The 17,456-nt window shown below is 66.6% G+C and carries 16 protein-coding genes; 13 read left to right on the top strand and 3 right to left on the bottom strand.

Features of this window, described 5'->3' with window-relative positions; translation table 11 throughout:
- The first annotated feature begins 213 nt into the window (after positions 1–213).
- Positions 214–576, top strand: coding sequence for a hypothetical protein (locus ACWKWX_RS11885; RefSeq protein WP_416425849.1), 363 nt, complete (start codon positions 214–216; stop codon positions 574–576).
- A 19-nt stretch (positions 577–595) separates the two neighbouring features.
- The gene (locus tag ACWKWX_RS11880) at positions 596–1,345 is read left to right on the top strand and encodes an amidohydrolase family protein (RefSeq protein WP_483827822.1); all 750 of its coding nucleotides are present in this window, start codon (positions 596–598) and stop codon (positions 1,343–1,345) included.
- 74 nt (positions 1,346–1,419) lie between these two features.
- On the opposite strand, the gene tusA is transcribed toward ACWKWX_RS11880, so the two are convergent.
- Positions 1,420–1,671 carry a sulfurtransferase TusA gene (tusA, locus tag ACWKWX_RS11875; protein WP_416425851.1) on the bottom strand — a complete coding sequence of 84 codons (252 nt, stop codon included), beginning with the start codon at positions 1,669–1,671 and terminating at the stop codon, positions 1,420–1,422.
- Between the two features lie 50 nt (positions 1,672–1,721).
- Positions 1,722–2,804, bottom strand: coding sequence for a 23S rRNA (cytidine(2498)-2'-O)-methyltransferase RlmM (rlmM, locus tag ACWKWX_RS11870; RefSeq protein WP_483827821.1), 1,083 nt, complete (start codon positions 2,802–2,804; stop codon positions 1,722–1,724).
- A gap of 204 nt (positions 2,805–3,008) precedes the next feature.
- On the opposite strand from rlmM, the gene acnA reads away from it, so the two are divergent.
- Together acnA and ACWKWX_RS11860 are read left to right on the top strand one after the other, a co-directional pair.
- The gene (acnA, locus tag ACWKWX_RS11865) at positions 3,009–5,750 is read left to right on the top strand and encodes an aconitate hydratase AcnA (RefSeq protein ID WP_483827820.1); all 2,742 of its coding nucleotides are present in this window, start codon (positions 3,009–3,011) and stop codon (positions 5,748–5,750) included.
- Between the two features lie 175 nt (positions 5,751–5,925).
- Positions 5,926–7,491 (top strand): methyl-accepting chemotaxis protein, encoded by a 1,566-nt coding sequence (locus tag ACWKWX_RS11860; RefSeq protein ID WP_483827819.1) that lies wholly within the window; start codon positions 5,926–5,928, stop codon positions 7,489–7,491.
- Positions 7,492–7,697: 206 nt separating this feature from the next.
- Here ACWKWX_RS11860 and ACWKWX_RS11855 read toward each other — a convergent pair whose 3' ends face one another.
- Positions 7,698–8,375: an alpha/beta family hydrolase gene (locus ACWKWX_RS11855; RefSeq protein WP_483827818.1), complete on the bottom strand. Its 678-nt coding sequence runs from the start codon at positions 8,373–8,375 to the stop codon at positions 7,698–7,700.
- Between the two features lie 335 nt (positions 8,376–8,710).
- Here ACWKWX_RS11855 and ccoN point away from each other — a divergent pair, with 335 nt between their 5' ends.
- The 9 genes from ccoN (at position 8,711) to ACWKWX_RS11810 (ending at position 17,385) form a co-directional block, all read left to right on the top strand.
- Complete coding sequence (gene ccoN / locus ACWKWX_RS11850) at positions 8,711–10,153, top strand: cytochrome-c oxidase, cbb3-type subunit I (RefSeq protein WP_476301058.1); 1,443 nt, start codon at positions 8,711–8,713, stop codon at positions 10,151–10,153.
- Positions 10,153–10,761 carry a cytochrome-c oxidase, cbb3-type subunit II gene (gene ccoO / locus ACWKWX_RS11845; protein ID WP_475507252.1) on the top strand — a complete coding sequence of 203 codons (609 nt, stop codon included), beginning with the start codon at positions 10,153–10,155 and terminating at the stop codon, positions 10,759–10,761. The genes ccoN and ccoO overlap by 1 nt, the downstream gene beginning before the upstream one ends.
- A 5-nt stretch (positions 10,762–10,766) precedes the next feature.
- On the top strand, positions 10,767–10,970 hold the full coding sequence (locus tag ACWKWX_RS11840) for a cbb3-type cytochrome oxidase subunit 3 (RefSeq protein WP_416425859.1): 204 nt from the start codon (positions 10,767–10,769) through the stop codon (positions 10,968–10,970).
- Positions 10,967–11,941 (top strand): cytochrome-c oxidase, cbb3-type subunit III, encoded by a 975-nt coding sequence (gene ccoP, locus ACWKWX_RS11835; RefSeq protein ID WP_416425860.1) that lies wholly within the window; start codon positions 10,967–10,969, stop codon positions 11,939–11,941. The genes ACWKWX_RS11840 and ccoP overlap by 4 nt, the downstream gene beginning before the upstream one ends.
- 130 nt (positions 11,942–12,071) lie before the next feature.
- Positions 12,072–13,484, top strand: a complete 1,413-nt coding sequence (gene ccoG / locus ACWKWX_RS11830; RefSeq protein WP_483827817.1) for a cytochrome c oxidase accessory protein CcoG — start codon at positions 12,072–12,074, stop codon at positions 13,482–13,484.
- A gap of 9 nt (positions 13,485–13,493) precedes the next feature.
- Positions 13,494–14,033 (top strand): FixH family protein, encoded by a 540-nt coding sequence (locus ACWKWX_RS11825; protein ID WP_473003833.1) that lies wholly within the window; start codon positions 13,494–13,496, stop codon positions 14,031–14,033.
- A gap of 7 nt (positions 14,034–14,040) precedes the next feature.
- Positions 14,041–16,509, top strand: coding sequence for a heavy metal translocating P-type ATPase (locus tag ACWKWX_RS11820; RefSeq protein WP_483827816.1), 2,469 nt, complete (start codon positions 14,041–14,043; stop codon positions 16,507–16,509).
- A complete protein-coding gene (gene ccoS / locus ACWKWX_RS11815; RefSeq protein ID WP_416425866.1) occupies positions 16,488–16,709 on the top strand; it encodes a cbb3-type cytochrome oxidase assembly protein CcoS in 222 nt (73 codons plus the stop codon). Before ACWKWX_RS11820 ends, ccoS begins: the two co-directional genes overlap by 22 nt.
- Positions 16,702–17,385, top strand: a complete 684-nt coding sequence (locus ACWKWX_RS11810) for a sulfite exporter TauE/SafE family protein (protein ID WP_416425867.1) — start codon at positions 16,702–16,704, stop codon at positions 17,383–17,385. Before ccoS ends, ACWKWX_RS11810 begins: the two co-directional genes overlap by 8 nt.
- Positions 17,386–17,456 lie beyond the last annotated feature (71 nt).

The raw sequence follows: 17,456 nt of genomic DNA, 5'->3' as shown, positions 1-17,456 counted from the left end.
GCCGAACCGGTGCCTTGGACGTTGCACCAAAATGGACCGCTTGCCGACTCCCCAGCTTACCCAGTGCAACAGCTTCGATACTTGCAGGGCTGCGACATATTCGGTCAATCCGGAGTTGTCGTACGAGCTACACAGGGCGTTGCACACACAGGTTTCAGATTCGACGCAAACAGTGTCAGAATCCCTGCCTGCCCTCTTACCGTGGAAACAATCATGCAATTTCAAGCCAGCCAGTTGATGGTCAACCCTTGTGACGACGAAGAAGACAACATGGCGCTGGTGTGCTGCCACGATGAAAAAGGCGGCATGATCCTCATCACCCGCATGGCCGATGACAACGACGTGGAATTCACCCTGGGCGAAGAAGAGCCGTGCTACGTGCGCGACTTCAAGGTCACCCTGGACGAGCACACCCTGAAGTTCGAACTGGCCGCCGATGACGCCGACGTATTGAACGGCGACGCCGAACTGGTGATCCACTATGACAAGGGCCAGGTAGACCTGGCTGAAGTCGAGGAAACCCTGCGCAACATTCTCGACGGCACCGGCACCTACGTGAGCCACATCGCCCGCTGATCACGCCCTGGAGCGCGCCATGACCCGCCCGGTATTCGACGCTCACTGCCACATCATTGACCCGCGCTTCCCGCTGGTCGCCAATGACGGCTACCTGCCCCCCACCTACACGGTGGACGACTACCAGGCCCAGGTCGCGCCGCTGGGCGTATGTGGCGGCGCGGTGGTGTCGGGCTCGTTCCAGGTGTTCGACCAGCAGTACCTGCTGGACGCCCTCGCGCGGCTGGGGCCCGGCTATGTCGGGGTGACCCAGCTGCCGGCTTCAGCCACCGACGCCGAGCTGCAGCACCTTGACCGCCACGGCGTGCGCGCCCTGCGCTTCAACCTCAAGCGCGGTGGTTCCGAACAGCTGGACAAGCTGGAGCCCTTCGCCAAGCGCGTGCATGAACTGCTGGGCTGGCACGCCGAGCTGTACGTCGATTCCCGTGATTTGCACGCGCTGGAGGCGCGCCTGCTGCGCCTGCCGGAAGTCAGCATCGACCACCTGGGCCTGAGCCGTGACGGCCTGCCCACGCTGTTGCGCCTGGCCGAACGCGGCGTGCGGGTGAAGGCCTGCGGCTTCGGCCGGGTGGATTTCCCCGTGGGACCGGCGTTGCAGGCCATTTACGCGGCCAATCCCCACGCACTGATGTTCGGCACCGACCTGCCGTCCACGCGGGCGCCGCGGCCGTTCCAGGTCGAGGACCTGGGGCTGGTGGAGGACATGCTGGGGGACGATGGTGCGCAGATGGTGCTGTGGGGCAATGCGCGGGATTTCTATCGGTTGTGATTATTGTGGGAGCCGGCTTGCCGGCGAGCTTTTCGGGCTTCAACAGCTCGCTGGCAAGCCAGCTCCCACACTCATCAATCGAGCTTCTTACGGATCCAATAAAGGTAGGTGCCCTCGCCTTCACGCCGCTCCACCAGTTCATGCCCCAGGAACACGCAGAACTTGGGAATGTCGCGCTGGGTGGAGGGGTCGGTGGCGATCACCTTCAGCAAGCCACCGGCCGGCAGGTCGCGCACGTGCTGGTGCAGCATCATCACCGGTTCCGGGCAGTTGAGGCCGGTGGCGTCGAGCACGCCATCCACGGCCAGTTCAGCAGGTTCAGACATACAAATCTCCAGAAACGTGCGGGCATTGTCAGCCAATGCCCGGGCGCAGGTCACCCCTTGCGCGGGGCCTTCTTGGTCGGGGTGTCGATACGGCGCAGGTGGCAGGTCACTTCCTCGCGGTCGTGATACAGCTGCTTGCAGCCGATTTCCACTTCGATACCGCGGGCCTTGAAGCCGTCGGCGATGCGCTCCAGCAAGCGGCGCACCTCGGCGTAGCGCTGCTTCATCGGCAACTTCAGGTTGACCACCGCCTCGCGGCACAGGCCCTCGCCCAGCCAGGTTTCCAGCAGGGAAGCGCTGCGGGCCGGCTTCTCGACGATGTCACACACCATCCAGTCCACGGTGGGGCGCGGCTTGTAGGTGAAACCGTCGGCCATCAGGTGGGTGACCAGGCCGGTGTCCATCAGGCTCTGGGCCATGGGGCCGTTGTCGATGGCCGTCACCAGCATGCCGCGGCGCACCAACTGGTAGGTCCAGCCGCCGGGGGCAGCGCCCAGGTCGACCCCGGTCATGTCTTCCGACAGACGCTCGTCCCACTCGTCGCGCGGGATGAAGTGGTGCCAGGCCTCTTCCAGCTTCAGCGTCGAGCGGCTGGGCGCCTCGCGGGGGAACTTCAGGCGCGGGATACCCATGGGCCACATGGCCGAATTGTGCGCCGGGGCCAGGCCCAGGAACACCTCGCGGCCGCTGCGGAAGGTCAGCAGCAGGCGCGGCAGGTCGTCGTCTTCCACCAGCTTGCCGGCCTTGAGCAGGGCCTTGCGCAGCGGACCTTCGAATTTGCGACAGAAGGTCGACAATTCCTTGCCGTCGTTGGTATCCAGCACTTCCAGCCACAGGCTGCCGCAGGTCGGATACGCGCCCAAGGCACCGAGCAGCACGCTGATGCGGTCGGTTTCCGGCAGTTCCACGAACGCGCCACGCGCCCACTGGCGCGGGAAGATCAGGTCACTGAAGTTGACCTCGTCCATCAGCCGCTCAAGGTCCGCCGGTTCATGGCAGACGAACTCGGCGAAAGCGCTGGCCGGCTTGGCCTTGGCGTAGCCAGCCACGTCGAAATACGCGGCCAGTTCGGAAATTTCGGAACAGACTTCGCCTTCGAAGCCCGGCCGGCAGTGCATAAACAGGGTATTCATCAACCACTCCTGGACCGGCGCCCCGACAGTAGGCCGCCGCCATGGCGAGCGCACCACTGGCGCGCTGCCGAAATCGGCGCATTCTAAAGGAAGTTCGGAACCGGCGACACGCCTGGACAGTCAGGTGTAATGATAGCTAGCTACGCTTTATGCCCTGGGTCCGTGCCGTGCGGACCTTCGCGGCAGCCGCCAAGGAGTGATTTCATGCCCTCGCTTGATAGCCTGAAGACCCTCAAGACCCTGCAGGTCGACGACCGTCAGTACCACTATTTCAGCCTGCCCGAAGCCGCCAGGAGCCTGGGTGCCCTGCAACAACTGCCCATGTCCCTGAAAGTGCTGCTGGAAAACCTGCTGCGCTGGGAGGACGCCAAGACCGTCACCGGCGACGACCTCAAGGCCCTGGCCGCCTGGCTCAAGGACCGCCGCAGCGACCGCGAGATCCAGTACCGCCCTGCCCGCGTGCTGATGCAGGACTTCACCGGCGTGCCGGCGGTGGTCGACCTGGCCGCCATGCGCGCCGCCGTGGCCAAGGCCGGCAGCGACCCACAGCGCATCAACCCGCTGTCGCCGGTGGACCTGGTAATCGACCACTCGGTGATGGTCGACAAATACGGCGACAACCAGGCCTTCGGCGAAAACGTCGACATCGAAATGCAGCGCAACGGCGAGCGTTACGCCTTCCTGCGCTGGGGCCAGAGCGCCTTCGACAATTTCAGCGTGGTGCCGCCGGGCACCGGCATCTGCCACCAGGTGAACCTGGAGTACCTGGGCCGCACCGTGTGGACCAAGGAAGAGGACGGCCGCACCTACGCCTTCCCCGATACCCTGGTAGGCACCGACTCGCACACCACCATGATCAACGGCCTGGGCGTGCTGGGCTGGGGCGTGGGCGGCATCGAGGCCGAGGCGGCCATGCTCGGCCAGCCGGTGTCGATGCTGATTCCCGAGGTGATCGGCTTCAAGCTCACCGGCAAGCTCAAGGAAGGCATTACCGCCACCGACCTGGTGCTCACCGTCACCCAGATGCTGCGCAAGAAAGGCGTAGTGGGCAAATTCGTCGAATTCTACGGCGACGGCCTGGCCGACCTGCCCCTGGCGGACCGCGCCACCATCGCCAACATGGCCCCGGAATACGGCGCCACCTGCGGCTTCTTCCCGGTGGATGAGGTCACGCTGGACTACCTGCGCCTGTCCGGCCGCCCCGAGGCCACGGTAAAACTGGTGGAGGCCTACACCAAGGCCCAGGGCCTGTGGCGCCTGCCGGGCCAGGAGCCGCTGTTCACCGACAGCCTTGCGCTGGACATGGGCAGCGTGGAAGCCAGCCTGGCCGGCCCCAAGCGGCCCCAGGACCGGGTGGCGCTGCCCAAGGTGGCCCAGGCGTTCTCGGACTTCATCGGCCTGCAGCTCAAGCCTTCCAGCAAGGACGAGGGCCGCCTGGAAAGCGAAGGCGGCGGTGGCGTGGCCGTGGGCAACGCTGCCCAGGCCGGCGAGGCGCAGTACAGCTGGCAGGGCCAGACCCACCACCTCAAGGACGGTGCCGTGGTGATCGCCGCCATCACCTCGTGTACCAACACCTCCAACCCCAGCGTGATGATGGCCGCCGGGCTGGTGGCGAAGAAGGCCGTGGAAAAAGGCCTGCAGCGCAAGCCCTGGGTGAAGAGCTCGCTGGCCCCTGGTTCGAAAGTGGTGACCGATTACTACAAGGCCGCCGGCCTCACCCAGTACCTCGACGCCCTGGGCTTCGACCTGGTGGGCTACGGCTGCACCACCTGCATCGGCAACTCCGGGCCGCTGGACGAGCCCATCGAGAAAGCAATCCAGCAGGCCGACCTGACCGTGGCCTCGGTGCTCTCGGGCAACCGCAACTTCGAGGGCCGCGTACATCCACTGGTCAAGACCAACTGGCTGGCCTCGCCGCCGCTGGTGGTGGCCTACGCCCTGGCCGGCAGCGTGCGCATCGACATCAGCAGCGAACCCCTGGGCACCGGCAAGGACGGCAAGCCGGTGTACCTGCGCGACATCTGGCCCAGCCAGCAGGAAATCGCTGACGCGGTGCGCAGCGTCGACACCGCGATGTTCCACAAGGAGTACGCCGAGGTGTTCGCCGGCGACGCCCAGTGGCAGGCCATCGAGGTGCCCCAGGCCGCCACCTATGTGTGGCAGGACGACTCCACCTACATCCAGCACCCGCCGTTCTTCGACGACATCACCGGTGCGCTCAAGCCGGTGGTCGACGTGCAGGGCGCCCGCGTGCTGGCGCTGCTGGGCGACTCGGTGACCACCGACCACATCTCCCCCGCCGGCAACATCAAGGCCGACAGCCCCGCCGGCCGCTACCTGCGGGAGAAAGGCGTGGAGCCGCGCGACTTCAATTCCTACGGCTCACGCCGCGGCAACCATGAAGTGATGATGCGCGGCACCTTCGCCAACATTCGCATCCGCAACGAAATGCTCAACGGCGAGGAAGGCGGCAACACCTACTACATCCCCACGGGCGAGCGCCTGGCCATCTATGACGCGGCCATGCGCTACCAGGCCGACGGCACGCCGCTGGTGGTCATCGCCGGGCAGGAATATGGCACCGGCTCCAGCCGCGACTGGGCGGCCAAGGGCACTAACCTGCTGGGCGTGAAGGCGGTGATCGCCGAGAGCTTCGAGCGCATCCACCGCTCCAACCTGGTGGGCATGGGCGTGTTGCCGCTGCAGTTCAAGGATGGCCAGAGCCGCAAGACCCTGAAGCTGAGCGGGCGCGAAACCCTCGACATCACTGGCCTTAGCGGCGCCGACCTGCGCCCGCACATGGACCTGACCCTGCGCATCAGCCATGAGGACGGCAAGCAGGAAAACGTGACGGTGCTGTGCCGCATCGACACCCTCAACGAGGTGGAGTACTTCAAGGCCGGCGGCATCCTGCACTACGTGCTGCGCCAGCTGATCGCCTCATGACCCCTTGATCCCGTAGCAGCTGCCGCAGGCGGCGTCTGGCTGCCTGACGCGGCCTGCGGCCGCTGCTACGGATTGGGCGCGTCGCACGTTCCGTGGCGACTACCAGGGAAATTTAATTTCAATTTTGTGGCGCCGCGGCCGACAACCTGTGAAAGCCTTGCGGAACCCCACAGCCATGCGTAACAACCAGCCCGTCACCCAGCGCGAAAGGACGTTTCCTGCCCAGCAGCGCCTGATTTCCACCACCGATGCCAAAGGAATGATCACCTACTGCAATGACGCGTTCGTCGAGATCAGTGGCTTTTCCCGTGACGAGTTGATCCGTGCGCCGCACAACACCGTGCGCCACCCGGACGTGCCAGCGGCAGTGTTCGAGCACATGTGGGCCACCCTTCGCCAGGGCCAGCCGTGGATGGGCATCGTCAAGAATCGCTGCAAGAACGGCGACTTCTACTGGGTGAACGCCTACGTCACACCGATCTTCGACAACAACCAGGTGGTGGGCTACGAGTCGGTGCGGGTCAAGCCCAGCGCCGAGATGATTCGTCGCGCCCAATCACTCTACGAACGCCTGAACAGCGGCAAGTCCGCCGTGCCGCGCCGCGACCGCTGGTTGCCGGTGGTGCAGGACTGGCTACCGTTCATTCTGGTCAGCCAGGTCGGCTTCCTGATCGGCAGCTGGCTGGGCAGCTGGTGGGGCTTCGCCGTGGCCGCCCTGCTCTCGGTGCCGCTGGGCCTGGTGGGCCTGAGCTGGCAGCAACGGGGCATCAAGCGCCTGCTGCGCCTGGCCGAACAGACCACCTCCGACCCGCTGATCGCGCAGATGTACACCGACAGCCGCGGCGCCCAGGCGCGCCTGGAGCTGTCCATCCTCAGCCAGGACGCCCGCCTGAAGACCTGCCTCACCCGCCTGCAGGACACCGCCGAGCACCTCAACGACCAGGCCCGGCAGTCCGACGGCCTGGCCCACCAGAGCTCCGAGGGCCTGGAGCGCCAGCGCGTGGAGACCGAACAGGTGGCCGCCGCGGTCAACCAGATGGCCGCCACCACCCAGGAAGTGGCCAGCCACGTGCAGCGCACCGCCGACGCCACCCAGCAGGCCAACCTGCTGACCAGCCAGGGCCGTGGCATTGCCGGCGAAACCCGCGAAGCCATCCAGCGCCTGTCGGTGGTGGTGGGCGAGACCGGCCAGACCGTGACCCAGCTCGCCAAGGACAGCGACGAGATCGGCGGCGTGGTGGACGTGATCAAGGGCATCGCCGACCAGACCAACCTGCTGGCGCTAAACGCCGCCATCGAGGCCGCCCGTGCCGGCGAGATGGGCCGTGGCTTCGCCGTGGTCGCCGACGAAGTGCGCCAACTGGCGCAGCGCACCAGCGAGTCTACCGGTCAGATCCACGCGCTGATCGCCAAGCTGCAGCAGACCGCCGGCAACGCCGTACAGACCATGGAAGCCGGCCACCGCCAGGCCGAAGAAGGCGTGACACGGGTGCTGGAGGCCGACCAGGCGCTGGTGGGTATCAGCGAGGCAGTGGCGCACATCACTGACATGACCACCCAGATCGCCGCTGCCACCGAGGAGCAGAGCGCGGTGGCCGAGGAGATCAGCCGCAACATCAGCACCATCGCCAACCTGGCCGACCAGACCAGCGAGCAGGCGCAGAACTCCGCCCTGCTGAGCGAAGAACTGACTCGCACCGCGCACAGCCAGTACTCGCTGGTAGAACGCTTCAACCGCTAAAACTCTCGTAGCCGCGGCCAAAGGCCGCGTCAGGAATCACGCGGTGCCTGTGACGCGGCCTTCGGGCCGCTGCTACGGGGCCCCGTGTACCTCGTAGATCGCGTCGCCTGTATCGCGGCCAAGGCCGGCTCCTACCACGTACGGCGTAGGAGCCGACTTTAGTCGCGATGCAGACGACGCCGTTTCAAGACAATCGCTGCCACGGGTCAGCGTAGAAACTGCGCGACCGCCTGCGCCGCTGCCTCGATATGCTGCTCATGGCTGAACCCCGACGCCTTCAATGGCTTGAGGTCATGATCCCCCGCCACCAGCCAGCACAGCTCGATTTTTCCTGACAACACATACCCCTCCACGGCCGCCCGGTTGCCCAGCGCGTCGCGTTCGCCTTGCACGATAAGGGTCTGCGTCGCCAGCGCCGCCAGATGCTCAACCCTTGGTTTCTCCGGTTTGCCCGCGGCATAGAACGGATACCCCAGGCACACCAGCGCCGCAGCGCCCAACTCGTCCGCCAACAAGCTGGCCATGCGCCCACCCATGGACTTGCCGCCGATCGCCAGGGTGCCGGTCACCAGCGGCCGCACCTCGGTGTACACCTCGCGCCAGCACTCCAGCAGCTTGGGCTTGGGGTTGGGCGGGCGCTTGCCGCCGTCCAGGCGGCGCTGGGCCATGTAGGGGAACTCGAAGCGCAACACGCCGACGCCCCTGGCCGCCAGCTGCTCGCTGATGCTGGCCATGAAGCCGCTGTCCATGGGCGCGCCGGCGCCGTGGGCCAGTATCAGGCAGGCCACAGGCGCGCCCTGTGGCGCGTTCCACAGCCAGCCCCGGGCCTGGGCCAACGCGGCCAATTGATCCTGGTCAATGCAGCAAGGCTGCGGCTCTTTCATGCTGGTTCCACCGTGAAAAAATAACGGCCGCCATGATGCCACGTCGGTGCCGCCACGCGGCAGCGCCCGCGTGCGGTATGTCCACACAGCGACTAAGCTCATAGCGTTGAAAACTGGGCTGGACGGATATGTTTCCGGATGTTCAGAAACCCCTCCGCCAGCGACCCCGGCAAAGCCCCCAGCTACGCTGGAAGGCCCGCCACGTGGACGTCGGAGCGACCGACAAGAATTGCTAGCCATGATTGCTAGCAACTCTTGCATCACCCCTTTGCATTCTCCATACTGCGGCCGGTTTATAAATTCAATAACAACACCTGAACCGTGGATAACCCGCTATGAGCACAGTAATCGCTCCGACTGCGTACAACTACAAGGTGGTCCGGCAGTTCGCCATCATGACGGTGGTCTGGGGAATCGTCGGCATGGGCCTGGGGGTGTTCATCGCCTCGCAACTGGTCTGGCCGCAGCTCAACTTCGACCTGCCCTACACCACCTTCGGCCGCCTGCGCCCCCTGCACACTAACCTGGTGATCTTCGCCTTCGGCGGCTGCGCACTGTTTTCCACGTCCTACTACGTGGTGCAGCGCACGTGCCAGACGCGGCTGATTTCCGACGGCCTGGCGGCGTTCACGTTCTGGGGCTGGCAGGCGGTGATCGTCAGCGCCATCATCACCCTGCCACTGGGCTACACCACCACCAAGGAATACGCCGAGCTGGAATGGCCCATCGCCATCCTGCTGGCGATCGTGTGGATCTGCTACGCGATCACCTTCTTTGGCACCATCGTCAAGCGCAACACCAAGCACATCTACGTGGGCAACTGGTTCTACGGCGCGTTCATCCTGGTGACGGCGATGCTGCACATCGTCAACCACATCTCGCTGCCGGTCAGCCTGTTCAAGTCCTACTCGGCCTACGCCGGCGCCACCGACGCCATGATCCAGTGGTGGTACGGCCACAACGCCGTGGGCTTTTTCCTCACCACCGGTTTCCTGGGCATGATGTATTACTTCGTGCCCAAGCAGGCCGAGCGGCCGATCTACTCCTACCGCCTGTCCATCGTGCACTTCTGGGCGCTGATCACCCTGTACATCTGGGCCGGCCCGCACCACCTGCACTACACCGCCCTGCCCGACTGGGCGCAGTCGCTGGGCATGGTGATGTCGATCATCCTGCTGGCGCCCAGCTGGGGCGGCATGATCAACGGCATGATGACCCTCTCGGGCGCCTGGCATAAGCTGCGCACCGACCCGATCCTGCGTTTTTTGGTGGTGTCCCTGGCGTTCTACGGCATGTCCACCTTCGAAGGCCCGATGATGGCCATCAAGACGGTCAACTCGCTGTCTCACTACACCGACTGGACCATCGGCCACGTGCACGCCGGGGCCCTGGGCTGGGTGGCGATGATCTCCATCGGCGCCGTCTACCACATGATCCCGAAACTGTTCGGCCGCGCGCAGATGCACAGCATCGGCCTGATCAACGCGCACTTCTGGCTGGCCACCATCGGCACCGTGCTGTACATCGCCTCCATGTGGGTGAACGGCATCACCCAGGGCCTGATGTGGCGCGCCATCAACGACGACGGCACGCTCACCTACTCCTTCGTCGAGGCCCTGCAGGCCAGCCACCCTGGCTACATCGTGCGGGCACTGGGCGGCTCGTTCTTCGCCAGCGGCATGCTGCTGATGGCCTGGAACGTGTGGCGCACCGTGCGCGCCTCCACGCCTGAAGAAGCTGAGGCGGCCACCCAGATCGCCGTCGTGGGGGCTCACTGATGAAACATGAAGTGCTCGAGAAGAACATCGGCCTGCTGGCCTTCTTCATGGTCATCGCCGTGGCCATCGGCGGCCTGACCCAGATCGTCCCGCTGTTTTTCCAGGACGTCACCAACAAGCCCATCGAAGGCATGAAGCCGCGCCCGGCCCTGGAGCTGGAAGGCCGCGACGTGTTCATCGCCAACGGCTGCGTGGGTTGCCATTCGCAGATGATCCGGCCGTTTCGCGCCGAGACCGAACGCTATGGCCACTACTCGGTGGCCGGCGAAAGCGTGTGGGACCACCCCTTCCTGTGGGGCTCCAAGCGCACCGGGCCGGACCTGGCCCGCGTGGGCGGGCGCTACTCGGACGACTGGCACCGCGCGCACCTGTACAACCCGCGCAACGTGGTGCCCGAGTCGGTGATGCCGGCCTACCCGTTCCTGGTGGAGCACAAGGTGGACGCCAGCCTGACCGCGAAGAAGATGCAAGTGCTGCGTGAACTGGGCGTGCCCTACACCGACGCCGACATCGCCGGCGCCGAGGCGGCCGTCAAGGGCAAGACCGAAATGGACGCACTGGTGGCCTACCTGCAAGGCCTTGGCACCCTCATCAAGAGCAAACGGTGACGCACATGGATATCGGAACCATCCGAGGCCTGGGCACCGTCGTGGTGATGGTGGCCTTTATCGGCCTGGCGTTGTGGGTGTTCAGCGGGCGGCGCAAGAAGGACTTCGACGAAGCCACCTTGCTGCCGTTCGCCGATGATCCCGACGCCATCGCCAAGGTGGAACAAGCCCAGGCGCAAGCGCGCGCGTCCAGGAGTGACAAGCAATGACAACGTTTTGGAGTCTGTACGTAACCGTCCTCACCCTGGGCACCATCGTGTCCCTGACCTGGCTGCTGTTCTCCACCCGCCGCGGGCAGCGCAGCGAGGCCACCGAGGAAACCGTGGGCCACTCGTTCGACGGCATCGAGGAATACGACAACCCGCTGCCCAAGTGGTGGTTCATGCTGTTCGTGGGCACCATCATCTTCGCCCTCGGCTACCTGAGCCTGTACCCCGGCCTGGGCAGCTGGACCGGCCTGCTGCCCGGCTACCAGTACCTGGACAACGACACCAAGAAGCAGTTTTCCGACGGCAAGACCGGCTGGACCGGCGTGCACGAGTGGGAAAAGGAAATGGCCCGCGCCGACGCCCGCTTCGGGCCGATCTACGCCAAGTTCGCGGCCATGCCCATCGAAGAGGTGGCCAAGGACCCGCAGGCGCTGAAAATGGGCAGCCGCCTGTTCGCCAGCAACTGCTCGGTGTGCCACGGTTCCGACGCCAAGGGCGCCTACGGCTTCCCCAACCTGACGGACGAGGACTGGCGCTGGGGCGGCGAGCCCGCCACCATCGAGACCACCATCCTGGGCGGCCGCCACGCGGTGATGCCGGCCTGGGCCGAGGTGATTGGCGAACAGGGCGTGGCCGACGTCGCTGCCTTTGTCATCAGCCAGCTCGACGGCCGCAAGCTGCCCGACGACGCCAAGGCCGACGCCGCCAACGGCCAGAAAATCTTCGCCGCCAACTGCGTGGCCTGCCACGGCCCCGAAGGCAAGGGCACGCCGGCCATGGGCGCCCCCAACCTCACCCACCCGCAGGCGTTCATCTACGGCTCAAGCTTCGCCCAGCTGCAACAGACCATCCGCTATGGCCGCCAGGGCCAGATGCCGGCGCAGGAACTGCTGCAAGGCAAGGACAAGGTGCATTTGCTGGCGGCGTATGTGTACAGCCTTTCCCACGGAGACGAAAAGCCCCAGGAGTAACCCATAGCAGCTGCCGTCAGGTGGCGTCCGGCAACACACTGGCCGTGCCTGGCACTATGCGGCGCCTGTGACGCGGCCTAACGGCCGCTGCTACAGGATCTAAGACCGCGCCCCACCGTGAGGCTCACTGATGAGCAAGCAGATTCCGGTACATGATGTCACCCCGCCGGCCGCGAAAGGCGACAGCGTCGACCTGTATGCGTCGCGGGAGAAGATCTACACCCGGGCCTTCACCGGGGTGTTCCGCAACCTGCGGCGGGTGGGTGGGGCGTTCCTGTTCCTGTTGTATTTCGGCACCGTGTGGCTGAACTGGGGCGGCCACCAGGCGGTGTGGTGGAACCTGCCGGAGCGCAAGTTCTACATCTTCGGCGCCACCTTCTGGCCGCAGGACTTCATCCTGTTGTCGGGCATCCTCATCGTCAGCGCCTTCGGGCTGTTCTTCATCACCGTGTTCGCCGGCCGCGTGTGGTGCGGCTACACCTGCCCGCAAAGCGTGTGGACGTGGATCTTCATGTGGTGCGAGAAGGTCACTGAAGGCGACCGCAACCAGCGCATCAAGCTCGACAAGGCGCCCCTGAGCGCCAGCAAGTTCGGGCGCAAGGCCGCCAAGCACGGCCTGTGGCTGCTGATCGGCTTCGTCACCGGCATGACCTTCGTCGGCTACTTCTCGCCCATCCGCGAGCTGGCCGGGGACTTCTTCAGCGGCCACGCCGACGGCTGGTCGTACTTCTGGGTCGGCTTCTTTACCCTGGCCACCTACGGCAACGCCGGCTGGCTGCGCGAGCAGGTGTGCATCTACATGTGCCCCTACGCGCGCTTCCAGAGCGTGATGTTCGACAAGGACACCCTCATCGTCTCCTACGACCCGCGCCGCGGCGAGAAACGCGGCCCGCGCAAGAAGGACGCGGACTACAAGGCCCAGGGCCTGGGCGACTGCATCGACTGCACGATGTGCGTGCAGGTGTGCCCCACCGGCATCGACATTCGCGACGGCCTGCAGATCGAGTGCATCGGCTGCGCCGCCTGCATCGACGCCTGCGACAGCATCATGGACAAGATGGACTACCCGCGCGGGCTGATCAGCTACACCACCGAGCACAACCTGTCCGGCCAGCAGACGCACAAGTGGCGGCCACGGCTGATCGGCTACGCCGTGGTGCTGCTGGTGATGATGGGCGTGCTGGCCGGGGCGTTCCTGACACGCTCGCTGGTGGGTTTCGACGTGAGCAAGGACCGCGTGCTGTACCGCGAGAACGCCGAAGGGCGCATCGAGAACGTCTACAGCCTGAAGATCATGAACAAGGACCAGCGCGAGCATACCTACGTGATCGAGGCCAGCGGCCTGCCCGACCTGCGCCTGCAGGGCCGCAACGAAATCCGCGTGGCGGCCGGCGACATCGTCAGCCTGCCCGCCGAGCTGTCGGTAGCCCCCGAACAACTGCCTTCCAGCACCAACGAGGTGTACTTCAGCCTCAAGGACGCCGACGACGGCGCGGTGCATGTGCAGGCCAAAAGCCGTTTCATCGGCCCCCAAGTACGCTAAGGAACCCCCATGTTCAACGCCACGGCTGACGCCGCCACCCCTTGGTACAAGCACCTCTGGCCGTGGATACTCATTGCCATGCTGGCCTGCTCGGTAGCCCTCACCCTGTCCATGGTGACCATCGCCGTGGAGCACCCCGACAACCTGGTTACCGACAACTACTACGAGGCCGGCAAGGGCATCGCCCGCTCGCTGGAGCGCGAGCAGCTGGCGGTGGACCTCAAGCAGCGCGCCGACGTGACCCTGGACAGCCTCACCGGCGAGGTCGACGTGCAGCTCAGCGGCGCCAGCCAGCCAGCGCAAATCACCCTGAACCTGGTGTCGCCGACGCAGCCGGAGAAAGACCGTCGCATCGACCTGAACGCCGCCGGCAACGGCCGCTACGTGGGCCATGTGGTGGACCAGGTACAGGGCCGGCGTTTCGTCGAGCTGCTAGGCGTACAGGGCGGCAAGACCTGGCGCCTGTTCGAGGAAGAGCAAGTCACCCCGGACAAGCCCCTGACCCTGGGCGACGAGCCCCTGCAGGCCGCCGAAGCACCGCAGCGTTGATGCAACCATGATTACCGCCTGCTACCACTGCGCCCTCCCCGTGCCACCCGGCCGCCCGTTCACGGCCACGGTGCTGGGCCAGCCGCGCGACTTCTGCTGCCCGGGCTGCCAGGCTGTGGCCCAGGCCATCGTCGACGGTGGCCTGGCCAGCTATTACCAGCACCGCGACCAGGCCTCGGCCAACCCCCAGGCACTGCCCCGCCAATTGCCCGACGAACTGGCGCTGTACGACCGCGCCGATGTGCAGCAGGGCTTCGTCCACGCCCAGGGCCCGCTGCGCGACACCACCCTGATGGTCGAAGGCATCACCTGCGCGGCCTGTGGCTGGCTGATCGAAAAACACCTGCGCAGCCTGGCAGGCGTGGTCGAGGCGCGGCTGAACCTGTCCAACCACCGCCTGTTCGTGCAATGGGCGGACGACCAGCACACCTTGAGCCAACTGCTCGCCGAGCTGCGCCACATCGGCTACGCCGCCCACCCGTGGCAGGCCGACCGCGCCGCCGAGCAATTGGCCGCCGACAACCGCCGCGCCCTGCGCCAGCTGGGGGTGGCCGGCCTGCTGTGGTTCCAGGCGATGATGGCGACCATGGCCACCTGGCCGGAATTCAACATCGACCTCAGCCCGCAGCTGCACACCATCCTGCGCTGGGTGGCGATGTTCCTCACCACGCCCATCGTCTTCTACAGCTGCGCGCCATTCTTCCAGGGCGCCCTGCGCGACTTGCGCACCCGCCACCTGACCATGGACGTGTCGGTGTCGCTGGCCATCGGCGGCGCCTACCTGGCGGGTATCTGGACCGCCATCAGCGGCAGCGGCGATTTGTACTTCGACGCCGTGGGCATGTTCGCCCTGTTCCTGCTGGCCGGCCGCTACCTGGAGCGCCGCGCCCGCGAACGCACGGCGGCGGCCACCGCGCAGTTGGTCAACCTGCTGCCACCCTCGTGCCTGCGCCTGGATGGCCAAGGCCATGCCGAGCGCATCCTGCTGGCTGAACTGGCCCTGCACGACCGCGTGCAGGTGCTGCCCGGCGCGGTGATTCCTGCCGACGGCCGCATCCTCCACGGCCAGTCCAGCGTCGACGAGTCGCTGCTGACCGGCGAATACCTGCCGCTGCCGCGCCAGCCCGGCGACAGCGTTACCGCCGGCACCCTCAACGTCGAGAGTAGCCTGACCGTCGAAGTCACGGCGCTGGGCAGCGACACCCGGCTGTCGGCCATCGTCCGCCTGCTGGAACGCGCCCAGGCGCAGAAACCGCGCCTGGCGCAGCTGGCCGACCGCGCGGCGCAGTGGTTCCTGTTGTTTTCCCTGGGCTGCGCGGCGGCCATCGGCCTGTTGTGGTGGCACCTGGATGCCGACCGCGCGTTCTGGGTGGTGCTGGCCATGCTGGTCGCCAACTGCCCCTGCGCGCTGTCGCTGGCCACCCCCACCGCCCTCACCGCCGCCACCGGCAGCCTGCACCGCCTGGGCCTGCTGCTGACCCGCGGGCATGTGCTGGAAGGCCTGAACCAGGTCGACACGGTAATCTTCGACAAGACCGGCACGCTCACCGAGGGCCGCCTGCAACTCACCAGCATCAAGCCCTTGGCGCACCTGGACGGTGACCATAGCCTGGCCCTGGCTGCCGCGCTGGAAAGCCGCTCAGAACACCCCATCGCCCGTGCCTTCGGTCACGCGCGACTGGTGGCCGAGCAAGTGCGCAGCGAGCCGGGCCTGGGCCTGCAGGGTTGCGTCGAGGGTCAACCGCTGCGCATCGGCAACCCGGCCTGGGCCTGCGCCCTCAGCGCCAGCCCGGCCCCCATGCCACCCGACGACCACGGCCAGTGGCTGCTGCTGGCCGACGACCGCCAGCCGCTGGCCTGGTTCGGCCTCGATGACCGCCTGCGCGAGGATGCCAAGGCCTTGCTGGACGCCTGCCGTGCCCGCGGCTGGCAGACCTGGCTGCTGTCCGGCGACAGCTCGCCCATGGTCCACGGCGTCGCCGCCGCCCTGGGCATCGACCAGGCCCAGGGCAGCCTGGCGCCGGACGCCAAGCTGGCCGTGCTGCAGCGCCTGCGCGGCCAGGGCCGCAAGGTGCTGGTGGTGGGCGACGGCGTCAACGACGTGCCGCTGCTGGCCGCCGCCGATGTCAGCGTGGCCATGGGCAGCGCCACGGACCTGGCCCGCACCTGCGCCGACGCCGTGCTGCTCAACAACCGCCTGGCCACCCTGGTGCAGGCCCTGCACATGGCCCGTCGCACCCGCCGGGTGATTATCCAGAACCTGGTGTGGGCGGCGCTGTACAATGGCCTGATGCTGCCCTTCGCCGCCGCCGGGCTGATCACGCCGATCTGGGCGGCACTGGGCATGTCGGCCAGCTCCCTGACCGTGGTGCTCAACGCCCTGCGCCTGGCCCGGATGCCCGCGCCCCGACGCCCGGCGGCGACGCCCACCACCCTTGCGACACCGGAGCTTGCATGCCCGCCCTCTACATCATGATTCCCGCCGCACTGGTGGTGGTCGCCATCGCCATCTACGTGTTCTTCTGGGCGGTGGACAGCGGCCAGTACGACGACCTCGACGGCCCGGCCCACAGCATCCTGTTCGACGACCAGGACCCACGCCACCAGGCCGCCGTCGACGAGGCCAACACCGCCAAGGACAACGCCCTCAAGGACAAGGCGCCGCCCCATGCTTGAGCTGGCCCCGCAACTGGTGTCGGCGCTGATCCTCGGGCTGTTGGGCGGCGGCCATTGCCTGGGCATGTGCGGCGGCCTGATGGGCGCCCTGACCCTGGCCATCCCGCCCGAGCAGCGCGGCCGCCGCCTGCGCCTGTTACTGGCCTACAACCTGGGGCGCATCGGCAGCTACGCCTGCGCCGGGCTGCTGCTGGGCCTGGCCGGCTGGGCGCTGGCCACCAGCCCCGCAGCCATGGCCTTGCGGGTGGTGGCGGCGCTGCTGCTGGTTGCCATGGGCCTGTACCTGGGCGGCTGGTGGAGCGGCCTGGTGCACATCGAACGCCTGGGCCGTGGCCTGTGGCGGTTGATCCAGCCCGTGGCCGGGCGCCTGCTGCCCGTCAGCAGCCTGCCGCGGGCGTTGCTGCTGGGCGGGCTATGGGGTTGGCTGCCCTGCGGGCTGGTGTACAGCACCCTGCTATGGGCCGCCAGCCAGGGCAACGCCGGCCGCAGCGCGCTGTTGATGCTGGCCTTCGGCCTGGGCACCTGGCCGGTCCTGCTGGCCACCGGCCTGGCCGCCGAGCGCACTCGCCAGCTGCTGCGCCGGCGCGGAGTGCGTGCGGCCGGTGGCCTGCTGGTGATCGCGTTTGGCCTGTGGACCCTGCCCGGCCCGCACCAGCACTGGCTGATGGGCCATTGAGCGGCGCTTGATGCACGTCAATACCGGTTGGCACGGGCGTCCCTAGACTAGCGAGCATGCACGCAAACCCG

Source organism: Pseudomonas imperatae (assembly GCF_057128625.1).
This window is presented reverse-complemented; position numbering and strand designations above follow the sequence as displayed.